At 71.3% G+C, this 12,358-nt stretch carries 15 protein-coding genes; 10 read left to right on the top strand and 5 right to left on the bottom strand.

Annotated features, from left to right (window positions below; genetic code table 11):
- Positions 1–102: 102 nt before the first annotated feature.
- Both MOX02_RS21245 and MOX02_RS21240 read left to right on the top strand, forming a co-directional pair.
- Positions 103–609, top strand: a complete 507-nt coding sequence (locus MOX02_RS21245; protein ID WP_147027798.1) for a Uma2 family endonuclease — start codon at positions 103–105, stop codon at positions 607–609.
- A gap of 22 nt (positions 610–631) precedes the next feature.
- Complete coding sequence (locus MOX02_RS21240; protein WP_147027797.1) at positions 632–973, top strand: hypothetical protein; 342 nt, start codon at positions 632–634, stop codon at positions 971–973.
- Between the two features lie 24 nt (positions 974–997).
- On the opposite strand, the gene MOX02_RS21235 is transcribed toward MOX02_RS21240, so the two are convergent.
- Positions 998–1,918: an NAD-dependent epimerase/dehydratase family protein gene (locus MOX02_RS21235; protein ID WP_147027796.1), complete on the bottom strand. Its 921-nt coding sequence runs from the start codon at positions 1,916–1,918 to the stop codon at positions 998–1,000.
- 47 nt (positions 1,919–1,965) lie between these two features.
- Positions 1,966–4,014: an ethylmalonyl-CoA mutase gene (locus MOX02_RS21230; RefSeq protein ID WP_238178863.1), complete on the bottom strand. Its 2,049-nt coding sequence runs from the start codon at positions 4,012–4,014 to the stop codon at positions 1,966–1,968.
- Positions 4,015–4,249: 235 nt separating this feature from the next.
- On the opposite strand from MOX02_RS21230, the gene MOX02_RS21225 reads away from it, so the two are divergent.
- Together MOX02_RS21225 and ccrA are read left to right on the top strand one after the other, a co-directional pair.
- Positions 4,250–4,516: a sulfur globule protein precursor gene (locus tag MOX02_RS21225; RefSeq protein WP_147027795.1), complete on the top strand. Its 267-nt coding sequence runs from the start codon at positions 4,250–4,252 to the stop codon at positions 4,514–4,516.
- 209 nt (positions 4,517–4,725) lie between these two features.
- Positions 4,726–6,012 carry a crotonyl-CoA carboxylase/reductase gene (gene ccrA, locus MOX02_RS21220; protein ID WP_147027794.1) on the top strand — a complete coding sequence of 429 codons (1,287 nt, stop codon included), beginning with the start codon at positions 4,726–4,728 and terminating at the stop codon, positions 6,010–6,012.
- A 21-nt stretch (positions 6,013–6,033) separates the two neighbouring features.
- Here the strand turns inward: ccrA and MOX02_RS21215 are convergent, their stop codons facing one another.
- Complete coding sequence (locus tag MOX02_RS21215) at positions 6,034–6,393, bottom strand: hypothetical protein (protein WP_147027793.1); 360 nt, start codon at positions 6,391–6,393, stop codon at positions 6,034–6,036.
- Positions 6,394–6,413: 20 nt separating this feature from the next.
- A complete protein-coding gene (locus MOX02_RS31425) occupies positions 6,414–6,590 on the bottom strand; it encodes a hypothetical protein (RefSeq protein ID WP_170267948.1) in 177 nt (58 codons plus the stop codon).
- Between the two features lie 173 nt (positions 6,591–6,763).
- Between MOX02_RS31425 and leuD the strand changes: the two genes are divergently transcribed.
- Positions 6,764–7,366 carry a 3-isopropylmalate dehydratase small subunit gene (gene leuD, locus MOX02_RS21210; protein WP_147027792.1) on the top strand — a complete coding sequence of 201 codons (603 nt, stop codon included), beginning with the start codon at positions 6,764–6,766 and terminating at the stop codon, positions 7,364–7,366.
- An 81-nt stretch (positions 7,367–7,447) separates the two neighbouring features.
- Positions 7,448–8,638 (top strand): lytic murein transglycosylase, encoded by a 1,191-nt coding sequence (locus MOX02_RS21205; RefSeq protein WP_147027791.1) that lies wholly within the window; start codon positions 7,448–7,450, stop codon positions 8,636–8,638.
- Positions 8,639–8,760: 122 nt separating this feature from the next.
- On the opposite strand, the gene rplS is transcribed toward MOX02_RS21205, so the two are convergent.
- Positions 8,761–9,165: a 50S ribosomal protein L19 gene (rplS, locus tag MOX02_RS21200; RefSeq protein ID WP_147027790.1), complete on the bottom strand. Its 405-nt coding sequence runs from the start codon at positions 9,163–9,165 to the stop codon at positions 8,761–8,763.
- Positions 9,166–9,425: 260 nt separating this feature from the next.
- Here rplS and MOX02_RS21195 point away from each other — a divergent pair, with 260 nt between their 5' ends.
- From MOX02_RS21195 to MOX02_RS21180, 4 genes are all read left to right on the top strand, one after another.
- Positions 9,426–9,992, top strand: a complete 567-nt coding sequence (locus MOX02_RS21195; protein ID WP_147027789.1) for a NifU family protein — start codon at positions 9,426–9,428, stop codon at positions 9,990–9,992.
- 169 nt (positions 9,993–10,161) lie between these two features.
- Positions 10,162–10,842 carry a tRNA (adenosine(37)-N6)-threonylcarbamoyltransferase complex dimerization subunit type 1 TsaB gene (gene tsaB / locus MOX02_RS21190; RefSeq protein ID WP_147027799.1) on the top strand — a complete coding sequence of 227 codons (681 nt, stop codon included), beginning with the start codon at positions 10,162–10,164 and terminating at the stop codon, positions 10,840–10,842.
- Positions 10,839–11,360, top strand: a complete 522-nt coding sequence (locus MOX02_RS21185; protein ID WP_147027788.1) for a GNAT family N-acetyltransferase — start codon at positions 10,839–10,841, stop codon at positions 11,358–11,360. The genes tsaB and MOX02_RS21185 overlap by 4 nt, the downstream gene beginning before the upstream one ends.
- A 21-nt stretch (positions 11,361–11,381) precedes the next feature.
- Complete coding sequence (locus MOX02_RS21180; RefSeq protein WP_147027787.1) at positions 11,382–12,263, top strand: lysophospholipid acyltransferase family protein; 882 nt, start codon at positions 11,382–11,384, stop codon at positions 12,261–12,263.
- Positions 12,264–12,358: the final 95 nt, after the last annotated feature.

Below are 12,358 nucleotides of genomic sequence, written 5' to 3'. Positions count from 1 at the left end.
GCACGGCTGAGGGGAGCCGGCCGAAGCGCCGACCGGCGAGCCGCCGTATTGCGAGCCCGATCGGCAATGCTACCATCGCGGACCTGACGAGGAGGTCCGTCGATGGGAGTCGCGGTCAGACGCGAGACGCGGATGCGCGCCGCCGACTTCATCGCGTGGGTGGCGGCGCGGCCGGACGAGGAGCGCTGGAATCTGATTGAAGGGTTCCGCTACCTGATGGCGCCGCAGAGCGAGCGCCATCAGCGTATCGTCGCGAACCTCTTCAGGCACATCGACACTCTCGCCGAGCGCCGCGGCTGCCGGGCCGTTCCGGGCTTGGCTCCGCTCGGCCCGACGATGGATGATGACGCGCCCATCCCCGACATCGTGATGCGTTGCGGACCGGCGGTGTCCGGCGGTTGCGCACGCGATCCGATCCTCGTGGCGGAGGTCCTGCCCTCATCGACGATCAGCAAAGATCGGGGGCGCGAGACCGAGTTCTTTCGGGCGATCGGCGGTTATGACGACGCTTGGCTCAAGCGGCCGCTGGGGCGCGAGGGCATCATCGAACTTCCGGAACTCGACGGATCCGTCCCGGTCGACCTCGACGACGCCGGCATCGAATTCTGACACCCACGCACGCGGATCGCCCTTGCCCCACTTCGAAGAATTCTACGCCGCGAAGCTGCGCGGCTCCCTCGGCCTCACCGACGCCGAGTCGGTGCTCGACCTCAGGGGCACCAACCGCCCGACCGCGGAAGCCTCGCTGAAGGACATGCTGGAGCGCAGCCGCTTCGGGAAGGGCAAGACGGTGGCGATCCGCCTCGATCCCCCGCCGGAGGGCGGCGGCGAGACCCTGTTCCAGCCGGCCGGGCGCCTGCTCCTCGACGCGAAGAAGCGCGGCCTGATCGACCGGCTGCAGACCCTGCCGGCGCAGGACGGCCTCGGCTTCTACGTGGCGCTCACGGGCAAGCCCGCGCGGGCGCCCGAGTGAGGAGCCTGAGGAGAGTGAGGATGCTCAGGACGCGCGGGCGAGCGCGGCAAGCCCCTCGCGCGAGGTCATCGCGGGCGTCCAGCCGAGTGCCGTGAGCCCGTCCGCGCGGGCGACCAGGCTCGTCGAGAGACGGGCGAAGGCGCCAGCCCGGCCCGTGACGCGGCAGGCGAGGCCGAGGAGCGGCGCCGGCATCGGCAGGAGGCCCGGCCCGCGCCCGAGCCCGGAGCGGAGCGCCGCGATCATCTCGGGCAAGGTCAGGGGGTCCGGGTCGGCGACGATCATCGGGCGGCCGAGGGGCGCCCCGGTCCGCAGCACCGTCTCGACCGCGCTGGCGAGGCTCTCCAGCGAGACGAGGGAGCGCCGCTCGCGCAGCATTCCCAGCGGCAGCGGGTACGGCGCCTTCGCGAGGCGCAGCAGCTCGGCCATGTTGCCACTCACGCCCGCGCCGTAGACGAGGACCGGCCGCAGGGCCACCCAGTCGAGCCCGGCCTCGGCCAGCGCCCGCTCCGCGTCGAGCTTCGACCGCCCGTAAGCCTCGGTGGGGGCCGGCTCGTCGGCCTCCGTCACGATGGCCTTCGCGCCCGCCCCGCACTGGGCCCGGATCGAGGAGAGGAAGACGAAGCGGCGCACCTTCGCGCGGGCGGCGGCCTCCGCGAGACGTCGCGTCGCCTCGGTGTTGAGGGTGCGGTAATCGTCCTCCGGTGCCCCGGACATCGGGTGGGCGATGCCGGCGGAATGCACCACCGCGTCGACGTCCGTGAGCGCCGCCGCCATGTTCATGGGCCGGGTCAGGTCGCCGACGACCGCGCTCGCCGCCCCGTCCGGCACCTCGACCGGGCGGCGCAGCAGGACGCGGACCCGGAAGCCGCGCGCCGAGAGCGAGCGCAGCAGGTGGCGCCCGATGAAGCCGGTCGCCCCGGTCAGTGCGACGAGCGGTGCGCTCAAGACCCGACCTCACCCTCTCCGCATCGCGCGCCCCGGCAACCGCCGCCTCAGTAGACCTGCGCCGCGCCTTCCCCGGCGCGGGCGTTGCCGGTCCGCTGACGCGCCTTGGCGGTGTCGAGCGATTTCTCGACCACCCGGGCGAGGCCGACCATGATCTTGTCGATGGCGTAATCCTTCGGCGTGTAGACGGCCTGCACGCCCATGTTCTTGAGGACCAGCTCGTCCTCCGGCGAGATGATGCCGCCGACGACGACCGGCACGTGGTCGAGGCCGGCCTCGCGCAGCTTCGCCTTCACGTCCCGCACCAGCGGCACGTGGCTGCCGGAGAGGATCGAGAGGCCGACCACGTGGGCGCCCGTCTCCTTCGCCTTGGCGACGATCTCGGTCGGCGTCTGGCGGATGCCGTCGTAAGTCACGTCGAACCCGACGTCGCGGGCGCGCAGTGCGATCTGCTCGGCCCCGTTCGAGTGGCCGTCGAGGCCGGGCTTGCCCACGACGAGCTTCGGCGTCTCGCCGAGGCGCTCGCCGAGATCGGCGATCAGGAGGCGCGCCTCCTCCGCCGCGCCCGCGGAGGCGGTCTCGAGCGTGACGCCGGTGGGCGCGCGGTACTCGCCGAAGACCTGCCGCAGGCGGGCGCCCCACTCGCCGGTCGTGACGCCCGCCTTCGCGGCCGCGATCGACACCGGCATGATGTTGGCTCCCGAGCGCGCCGCCTGCTCCAGGTCGTCGAGAGCCTTCTCGACGGCCTTGCGGTCGCGCTCGGCCCGCCAGGCGCGGATGCGCTGCTCGGCCTCCATCTCCACGGTCTCGGAGACGGTGAAGATCGCTCCCTCCCCCGCCGTCAGGGGCGAGGGCTCGCCGGCCTGCCACTTGTTGACGCCGACGACGATCTGCTCCCCCGCCTCGATCGCCGAGATGCGCTTGGCGTTCGATTCCACCAGGGCGCGCTTGAGGGCGCCCGTCTCGACCGCGGCGACGGCGCCGCCGATGCCGCCGATCCGCTCCAGCTCGGCGCGCGTCTCGGCCTTCAGCGCCTCGACCTTGCGCTCGATGACGTGCGAGCCGTCGAAGATGTCGTCGAACTCGAGGAGATCGGTCTCGAAGGCCAGGATCTGCTGCATGCGCATGGACCATTGCTGGTCCCAGGGCCGCGGCAGGCCGAGGGCCTCGTTCCAGGCGGGCAGCTGCACGGCCCGCGCCCGGGCGCGCTTCGAGAGCGTGACCGCCAGCATCTCGATGAGGATGCGGTGCACGTTGTTCTCGGGCTGCTGCTCCGTGAGCCCGAGGCTGTTCACCTGCACGCCGTAGCGGAAGATGCGCTTCTTCGGGTCCGAGATACCGTAGCGCTCCTGCGCGATCTCGTCCCAGAGCTCCGAGAACGCGCGCATCTTGCAGATCTCGGTGACGAAGCGCAGGCCCGCGTTCACGAAGAACGAGATGCGGCCGAACACGTCGGCGAAGCTCGCCTCGTCGAACGCGGGGTCGTCGCGCACCGTGTCGAGCACGGCGATGGCGATGGCGAGCGCGTAGGAGAGTTCCTGGACCGGCGTCGCCCCCGCCTCCTGCAGATGGTAGGAGCAGACGTTCATCGGGTTCCACTTCGGCACCTCCTTGGTCGTGAACAGGATCACGTCCTTGGTGAGCCGCAGGCTGGGGGCGGGCGGGAACACGTAGGTCCCGCGGGACAGGTACTCCTTGATGATGTCGTTCTGCGTGGTGCCCTGCAGCGCCGAGATCGGCGCGCCCTGCTCCTCGGCCACCGCCAGGTAGAGCGACAGCAGCCAGGGCGCCGTCGCGTTGATGGTCATCGAGGTGTTCATCTGCGCGAGCGGGATCTCGTCGAAGAGGGTCCGCATGTCGCCGAGATGCGCGATCGAGACGCCGACCTTGCCGACCTCGCCGCGGGCGAGCTCGTGGTCGGGGTCGTAGCCGGTCTGGGTCGGCAGATCGAAGGCGACGGAGAGGCCGGTCTGCCCCTTGGCGAGGTTGCCCCGGTAGAGCTTGTTCGATTCCGCCGCGGTGGAGTGGCCGGCATAGGTCCGGATGATCCACGGCTTGTCGCGCTTCACCTCTGCGAGAGCTTCCTGGCCGCTCATCCAACCGACTCCGAATTTCCTGAGACCGTGGCGCGGCATACGCGTGCCGTACCTTGCCGACACCGTAGCGGAGGGCGCCGCGCCCGTCATCCGCCCCAAAGGTTGGACCGAGGCGCCGACGGCTCCGGCGGCGGCGAGAAATTTTCAATGCGCCGGTGAACCGGATTTGCCCCTCGCTCGACAGAGGGTGCGAGGAAGGCCGCTCCCGGCTCTTCCCGAGACCGGAGACGGAACCATGGCCCACACGCTTCGCACCCTCGCCGCCGCCCTCGTCCTCGGAGGTGCCGCACTCGCCGCGGCCCCCGCCTCGGCCGGCGGCTTCCACCACCATCACGGGCACCATCACCACGGCCACTGGGGGCACGGCCATTTCGGCCACCGCCACTGGGGTTGGGGCGGCCCGCGCCTCGTCGGCTTCATGCCGGCCTACTACGGGGCCTGCCGGGTGAAGCGCTTCATCGACGAGGACGGCGACCTCGTCGTGCGCCGGCGCTGCTACTAAGTCCACCCGCAGCGATCCTCAGGTAGCCGAGAGTCCAGCGCGCATTGCCGGGCTCTCGGCCGAGAGCATAATTTTGTATTCAATGGACGCCGTCCTGAGCCGGCGTCCTTTTTTCGTGGAAAGAGCGGCCGCACTAGCCTTTGGTGCCACTTGGAGCGCCGAAACATCGTCGCTATAGGGGCCCAACGACAGCGCTAGGGAGAGTTCAGATGGCTGCGAGTGCGGCGGTGCAGGCGGGAACGGAGGTCAAGGACCTCTACGAGATGGGCGAGATCCCGCCGCTGGGTCACGTGCCTGCCAAGATGTATGCCTGGGCGATCCGCCGCGAGCGCCACGGCCCCCCGGAGCAATCGCACCAGCTCGAGGTGCTGCCGGTCTGGGACATCGGCGACGACGAGGTGCTGGTCTACGTCATGGCCGCGGGCGTGAACTACAACGGCGTCTGGGCGGGCCTCGGCGAGCCGATCTCGCCCTTCGACGTGCATAAGGGCGAGTACCACATCGCGGGTTCGGACGCGTCCGGAATCGTCTGGAAGGTCGGCGCCAAGGTGAAGCGCTGGAAGGTCGGCGACGAGGTCATCGTCCACTGCAACCAGGACGACGGTGACGACGAGGAGTGCAACGGCGGAGACCCGATGTTCTCGCCCACCCAGCGGATCTGGGGCTACGAGACCGGCGACGGCTCCTTCGCCCAGTTCTGCCGGGTGCAGTCCCGCCAGCTGATGTCCCGGCCGAAGCACCTCACCTGGGAGGAGGCGGCCTGCTACACGCTCACCCTCGCCACCGCCTACCGGATGCTGTTCGGCCACGCGCCCCACACCGTGCGTCCGGGCCAGAACGTGCTGATCTGGGGTGCGTCGGGCGGCCTCGGCGTGTTCGGCGTGCAGCTCTGCGCGGCCAGCGGCGCGAACGCCATCGCGGTCATCTCGGACGAGTCGAAACGCGACTACGTCATGAGCCTCGGCGCCAAGGGCGTGATCAACCGCAAGGACTTCGACTGCTGGGGCCAGCTGCCCAAGGTGAACTCGCCGGAATTCCACGCCTGGACCAAGGAGGCGCGCAAGTTCGGCAAGGCGATCTGGGACATCACCGGCAAGGGCAACGACGTCGACATCGTGTTCGAGCACCCGGGCGAGGCGACTTTCCCGGTCTCGGCGCTCGTCGTGAAGCGCGGCGGCATGGTGGTGTTCTGCGCCGGCACGACCGGCTTCAACATCACCTTCGACGCCCGCTACGTCTGGATGCGTCAGAAGCGCATCCAAGGCTCGCACTTCGCTCACCTCAAGCAGGCTTCGGCAGCCAACCAGTTCGTGCTCGACCAGCGGGTCGACCCCTGCATGAGCGAGGTCTTCCCCTGGGACAAGATCCCAGCGGCCCACACCAAGATGTGGAAGAACCAGCACCCGCCGGGCAACATGGCCTGCCTCGTCAACTCGCCGCGTGCGGGGCTGCGCACCGTCGAGGACGTGATCGAGGCCGGTCCGCTCAAGCGCTGAGGCGGAGCGCCGAAGGGTTCGTCAGCGCGCCCGGCCGGCCCTGTGCCTGGCCGGGTTGGCGCTGATCGAGGCCGTCATGCCCGGCTCGATGGAGGTCCGCCCTGGAGCTGCGACGCGCGCATCCGCGTAGCCCTGGCCATTGAGCGGGCTCGCGGCGTAGCCGAGGCTGGCCGCGGCCGGAAAAGCGCCCGGCGCGCCGCGGGTCTGGGCGACGGCGCCGCCGGCCGCGAGAGCGAGGGCGGCGGCGAGGATGGTGGAACGGGCGACCCGCTGGACCGACATCGAGAGCCTCCTGGGCAGCGACCCGGCCGTCTCGACGGCTCCGGGTGCGATGCCGAGCAGATGGGGCTCGATGTTGCGGTGCAGCGTGCGACCCCGCACGCCTCCGGCCGCTCCGGTCCTCAGCGGCCTCGCGGCGGATCCTGGGGCAGGTGGCGCCCGTACGTCTCCTCCTTCTGCTCCCGCTCCTTGATCAGCTTCGCGTAGGCCTCGCGCATCTCGGGCGAGACCGCGACGTTGCGGCCGCGCATCGGCTTGCGCTTCGGCGCCTTCTTGAACGTGTTGCCCGGCTCACTCATGGCATCCCCCGTGTCGCGCCCCCGTCGGTGGCCGGCATCATAGGTGCGAACGGAGACATTCGCGAGACGCCGCCCGCGCTCTCTCCCGCGCGCCTTCCGGCCGCCCGTCGCGCCTGCTAGAAGCCGAGCCGATTGCCGGCTTCGCGGAGCCGGCCCCCTCGACGGCGGCGGCCATGGACAAGTTCACCACCCTGGAGGGCGTCGCGGCGCCCATGCGGATCATCAACATCGACACGGACCGCATCATCCCGAAGCAGTACCTGAAGACGATCAAGCGTACGGGGCTCGGCCAGGGCCTGTTCTCGGAGATGCGCTACAACGACGACGGCTCCGAGAACCCGGATTTCGTCCTCAACCAGCCCGCCTACCGCAACGCCAAGATCCTCGTCGTCGGCGACAATTTCGGCTGCGGCTCGTCGCGGGAGCACGCTCCCTGGGCGCTCGCTGATTTCGGCATCCGCTGCGTGATCTCCACGAGCTTCGCGGACATCTTCTTCAACAACTGCGCCAAGAACGGCATTCTCGCCATCGTCGTCTCGCCGGAGGACCTCGAGAAGCTGTTCGAGGACGCCGAGCGCGGCTCCAACGCGACGCTCACGGTCGATCTCGCCGCGCAGACGATCAAGGGGCCGGACGGCGGCACCCTGCATTTCGACATCGACGAGGGCCGCAAGTACAACCTGCTGAACGGGCTCGACGAGATCGGCCTGACGCTGGAACGGGCCGACCGGATCGATGCCTACGAGGCGAAGCTCGCCGAGCGAGGCTGGGCCTGACGGCCGGGGCTCGTCACGGTTCGTTTACCATCAGGGCGCCTTAAAGATGGGGAATCGCTGAACCTCCCCAGGAGACGCCCCATGACGTCGCGCGCGAAGACCACCGCCCTCCTCTTCCTCGCGAGTCTCGCGGCGACGGGGAGCGCCCGCGCCGACTTCCAGTCCTGCCTCGCCGGGATCCAGGCGCAGGCAGCCGGCGCCGGCGTCTCCGCCCAGACCTTCCGGGCGGCGACCGCGGGCATCTCCTACGACGACAAGGTGATCGAGCTCTCGCAGGCCCAGCCCGAGTTCAAGACGCCGATCTGGGACTACATGGCCGCTCTCGTGGACGACGAGCGGGTCGACGACGGCAAGGCCGCGATGCGCCAGCACGCCCAGGCGCTCGCCGCCGCGGAGGCCAAGTACGGCGTCGACCGCTACACGATCGCGGCGGTCTGGGGCGTCGAATCGAACTTCGGCAAGAACCTCGGCAAGATGCCGCTCGTCCAGTCGCTGGCGACGCTGGCCTGCTCCGGCAACCGCCGCCGCGACTTCTTCCGGGGCGAGCTGATCGCGACGCTCAAGATCATCGAGCGCGGCGACATCGACGCCTCGCGCCTCTACGGCTCCTGGGCCGGCGCCTTCGGCCAGACCCAGTTCATGCCCTCGACCTACCAGCGCCTCGCGGTCGACCTCGATGGCGACGGGCGCCGCGACGTGGTCGATTCGGCCGCCGACGCGGTGGGCTCGACCGCGAATTTCCTGCGCGCCGCCAAGTGGTCGAACGGGCACGGCTGGGGCTACGAGGTGCGGCTGCCGCGCGGCTTCAACGTGGCCGCGGCGGGCCGCAAGAACAAGAAGCCGGTGGCGCACTGGTCGAGCCTCGGCGTGACCCGCCTCGACGGCCGCCCGCTGGCGGCCGAGGGCCCCGTCGGCATCCTGGCGCCGGCGGGCGCGGACGGCCCGGCCTTCCTCGTCACGCGCAACTTCGACGCGATCTACTCCTACAACGCGGCCGAGTCCTACGGCCTCGCCATCGCCGTCCTGTCGGACCGCCTGCGCGGCCGGCCCGGCATCCAGGCCGAGTGGCCGACCGACGACCCGCCGCTCTCCCGCGCCGAGCGCCGCGATCTCCAGTCCCGCCTCGCCCGCCGCGGCTACGACGTGGGTGAGCCGGACGGCAAGGTCGGCGCCAAGACCCGCGAGGCGATCAAGGAGATCGAGGCCCAGCTCGGCATGCCGCGCACCGGCCGCCCCGGCGCGAAGGTGCTGGAGGCGCTGCGGCGGGGCTGATCCCGCTGCGGAACGCCGATCAGGCATCTCGCACAGCAAGAGAAAGCCCGCCGCGACCCATGTCGCGGCGGGCTTTCTCATCGGTCCGTGCCGGCGCCTTCGGGCGCCGGCGTGGAAGAAAATCACTCCGCGGCGGCGGGCGCCTGGCTGGCGGCCTTCTCGGCCTTGGCGGTGCGGTCGGAGCGCTCGACGATGCGGGCCGACTTACCGCGGCGGTCGCGCAGGTAGTAGAGCTTGGCGCGGCGGACCTTGCCGCGGCGGGCCACCTTGATCGAGTCGATCATCGGGGAGTGCACGGGGAAGACGCGCTCGACGCCCTCGCCGTAGGAAATCTTGCGGACGGTGAAGCTCTCGTTGAGACCGCCGCCGGAACGGGCGATGCAGACGCCCTCGTAGGCCTGCACGCGGGTGCGGTCGCCTTCCTTCACGCGGACGTTGACGATAACGGTGTCGCCCGGCTCGAAATCGGGAACGGTCTTGGCAAGGCGAGCGATCTCTTCCTGCTCAAGCTGCTGGATGATGTTCATGGCAAAGCTCCGGCCGTTGCGCCCGCGCCCCGGAACGGGATTCGAGCGTCAGGATTTCGGCATCCTGTTGTGAGTTGGCGCTGCCCCTACACGAATGCGCGCCGCTTGTCGATGCGCCGGCGCAGGATTTCGGCCCGCGGCCGTCCCGGTCGGACCCGTTGAGAAAATCCGCCCGGCGGTCCACATGGGAGGTGGTGCCGCGACGGCGCCGTTCCCGGCCGGCCTTGAACCGGCGCAGAGGACGAGGATCCGACGAAGCCATGTTCATCCAGACCGAAGCCACCCCGAACCCCGCCACCCTGAAGTTCCTGCCCGGCCGCGTCGTGCTGGCGGAGGCGACCTTCGAGGCGCGCGATGCCGAGGCTGCCGCCCGCTCGCCGCTGGCGCAGCGCCTGTTCGACGTGCCGGGCGTCACCGGCGTCTATTTCGGGCATGATTTCATCTCGGTCACCAAGGCCGAGGGCGGGGACGGCTGGCCCCAGGTGAAGCCCGCCGTGCTCGGCGCGATCATGGAGCATTTCCAGTCCGGCGCGCCCGTTCTCGCCGAGGGGGCGGCCACCGCCGAGGAGACGGGCGAGGAGTTCTACGACGAGGCCGACGCCGACACGGTCGCGACGATCAAGGACCTGCTCGAGACCCGCGTGCGCCCCGCGGTGGCGGGGGACGGCGGCGACATCACCTTCCGCGGCTACAAGGAGGGCGTCGTCTACCTGGAGATGAAGGGCGCCTGCTCGGGTTGCCCCTCCTCCACCGCGACGCTCCGGCACGGCGTCCAGAACCTGTTCCGCCACTTCCTGCCGGACGTGCGCGAGGTCCAGGCGGTCTGAGCCGCGCAGGCCGACGCAAGCCGGCAACACTCGCCGTCCGCCTGACGCTTCGAGGGCTGCGCCGCGCTGACGGGGCGGCCCTTTTGCCGTACCATTTCGTGCGCGCTCTTCGCGCGCGAGCCTTTCGGGACGACCGCGCGGCCCGTCGCCGGCGGGATCTGGAGTGAGCGTGCGTATCCTGGCCATCGACACGGCGCTCGACGCCTGCGCAGCCTGCGTCGCCACGGACGCGTCGGACGACCTGCTGGCCGAGGAGAGCATGGCGCTGTCCCGCGGGCACGCGGAGGCGTTGCTGCCCCTCGTCGAGCGGGTGATCTCCCGCGTCGAGGGCGGCTTCGAGAGCCTCGACCGGGTGGCCGTGACGGTGGGGCCCGGCAGCTACACGGGCCTGCGCGTCGGCCTCTCGGCGGCCCGGGCGGTCGGCCTCGCCGCCGGGATCCCGGTCGTCGGCGTCACGACCCTGTCGGCGCTGCTGGCGCCGCTCCTCGCCCTCAACGGCGACGGGCTGATCGCGGCCGCGATCGATGCCCGCCACGGCGCCGTCTACCTTCAGGCCATGAGCGTCGGCGACGGCATCGTCGTGCCGCCGAGCCATATCGGCCTGGAAGACGCGCTCGATCTCCTCGGCGGGGGCCCGCTGACGCTGGTCGGCTCCGGCGCCCCGGCCCTCGCCGCCGCCGCCAAGGTCCGCGGCATCGCCGCGAGCGTCGCCGGCACGCACCCGCCCGAGATCGCCTGGGTGGCATCGCTCGGGCTGCTCGCCGATCCGGCCCACGCGCTCGCCCGACCCCTCTACCTGCGCGGGCCGGACGCGCAGCCGCAGGACCATGCGAGGCTCGCCCGCCGATGACGCGACCGGTCTCCCCGTTCTGGCCCCTCGAGTGGTGGCTCGCCTGGTGGGATGCCTGGGGGCCCGAGCCCTACGTGGCGTCCTTGCGCGATTCGGGCCAGGCACAGGCGCTCGCCCGCATCCACGCCACCGCCTTCGCCCGCCCCTGGGACGCCCACGAGTTCGAGCGGATGCTGTGCGAGCGCTCCACCGAGGCGCACGCCCTCTGGCGAGCGGGCGCCGTCCAAGGCTTCATCCTGTCCCGCCGCGTCGCGGACGAGGCCGAGATCCTGACCGTGGTGCTCGGCCCCGCGGCGCGCGGGGCCGGCCTCAGCCACCGCCTCCTGCGCGAGCACCTGACGCACCTCGCGCATGCGGGCGTGCGCCTCGTGCATCTCGAGGTCGACGAGGGCAACGCGCCGGCGCTCCGTCTCTACGCGCGCCACGGCTTCACGCAGGTCGGCGAGCGCACCGGCTACTACACCCGCGCGGACGGCAGCCGCACCACGGCGCTCACCATGCGCGCCACGCTCGCGTGACCCGGCCGCGCGGTTGAGGCGATGAGCGGCCTCCTGACAGCCCTCCGCCTCGCGGCCTGCGCGCTCGCCTTCGCGGTTCTGATCGGCCCGCACTGGCTCAGCCTGCGCTTCGGGCGCGGGCGTGTCGCCGCCCACGCGCCGGCCCTGTTCCACCGCGTCTGCCTGTGGATGTTCGGCGTGCGCGTCACGCAGAGCGGCACGCCGCCGGCGCCCGGCGAGCCGGCCCTCGTTCTCTCGAACCACATCTCCTGGCTCGACATCGCGGCGCTCGGCTCTCTGCGGCCGCTCTCCTTCGTCGCGAAGTCCGAGATCGCCGGCTGGCCGCTGATCGGCACGCTGGCCCGCCTGCAGCGGACCGTGTTCATCGACCGGGCCCGCCGCTCGCACACCGCGAGCGTCAACGCCACCGTGGGGAGCCGCCTCGCGGCGGGCGACCTGATCGTGCTCTTCGCCGAGGGGACGACCGGGGACGGCAACCGGATCCTGCCCTTCCGCTCCTCCCTCGTCGGGGCGGCCCGCGCGGCGATCCAGGCGGAGGGCGCGCGCCTCGATCGGATCCGCCTCCAGCCGCTGGCCATCACCTACCCGCGCCGCAACGGCCTGCCCCTGGACCGGAACGAGCGGCCGGAGGTGGCGTGGTACGGCGACATGGAGCTCGCGCCCCATCTCGCCCTGTTCGTGCGCGGCGGGCCGATCGATGTGCACGTGGTCTGGGGCGCGCCGATCAGCTTCGAGGCCGGAACCGACCGGAAGGTCGCGACGGCGCTGGCCGAGGCGCAGGTGCGCGCCGCCATGCGGCGGGCCGTGACCGGGCGGCCGGAGCCACCGGCGCCCTGCGAGGAGCGCCGCGAACCGGCCGGGCCCACCGCCGATCTCGGCGCCGCGGGCCTCCCGGCCATCTGAGACCGCATCACCTCCGCCTCTCCAGGCCGGCAGAGGGGACCTGCGCCATATCTGTGAAGGGCAGCACAGGCGAAGCCGGCGCCTCACCTCTCCCG

This window comes from Methylobacterium oxalidis, assembly GCF_007992195.1.
Lineage (GTDB): Bacteria > Pseudomonadota > Alphaproteobacteria > Rhizobiales > Beijerinckiaceae > Methylobacterium > Methylobacterium oxalidis.
Note: the sequence above shows the minus strand (reverse complement) of the source record. Positions and strands in the feature narration are given on the sequence as shown.

What these genes read in the sequence shown, in the direction of transcription:
- MOX02_RS21245 (WP_147027798.1), top strand. Translation starts at nt 103, where the DNA reads ATGGGAGTCGCGGTCAGACGCGAGACGCGGATGCGCGCCGCCGACTTC.
- MOX02_RS21230 (WP_238178863.1), bottom strand. Translation starts at nt 4,014, where the DNA reads ATGAGCGGCCAGGAAGCTCTCGCAGAGGTGAAGCGCGACAAGCCGTGG.
- MOX02_RS21225 (WP_147027795.1), top strand. Translation starts at nt 4,250, where the DNA reads ATGGCCCACACGCTTCGCACCCTCGCCGCCGCCCTCGTCCTCGGAGGT.
- ccrA (WP_147027794.1), top strand. Translation starts at nt 4,726, where the DNA reads ATGGCTGCGAGTGCGGCGGTGCAGGCGGGAACGGAGGTCAAGGACCTC.
- MOX02_RS31425 (WP_170267948.1), bottom strand. Translation starts at nt 6,590, where the DNA reads ATGAGTGAGCCGGGCAACACGTTCAAGAAGGCGCCGAAGCGCAAGCCG.
- leuD (WP_147027792.1), top strand. Translation starts at nt 6,764, where the DNA reads ATGGACAAGTTCACCACCCTGGAGGGCGTCGCGGCGCCCATGCGGATC.
- MOX02_RS21205 (WP_147027791.1), top strand. Translation starts at nt 7,448, where the DNA reads ATGACGTCGCGCGCGAAGACCACCGCCCTCCTCTTCCTCGCGAGTCTC.
- rplS (WP_147027790.1), bottom strand. Translation starts at nt 9,165, where the DNA reads ATGAACATCATCCAGCAGCTTGAGCAGGAAGAGATCGCTCGCCTTGCC.
- MOX02_RS21195 (WP_147027789.1), top strand. Translation starts at nt 9,426, where the DNA reads ATGTTCATCCAGACCGAAGCCACCCCGAACCCCGCCACCCTGAAGTTC.
- MOX02_RS21185 (WP_147027788.1), top strand. Translation starts at nt 10,839, where the DNA reads ATGACGCGACCGGTCTCCCCGTTCTGGCCCCTCGAGTGGTGGCTCGCC.
- MOX02_RS21180 (WP_147027787.1), top strand. Translation starts at nt 11,382, where the DNA reads ATGAGCGGCCTCCTGACAGCCCTCCGCCTCGCGGCCTGCGCGCTCGCC.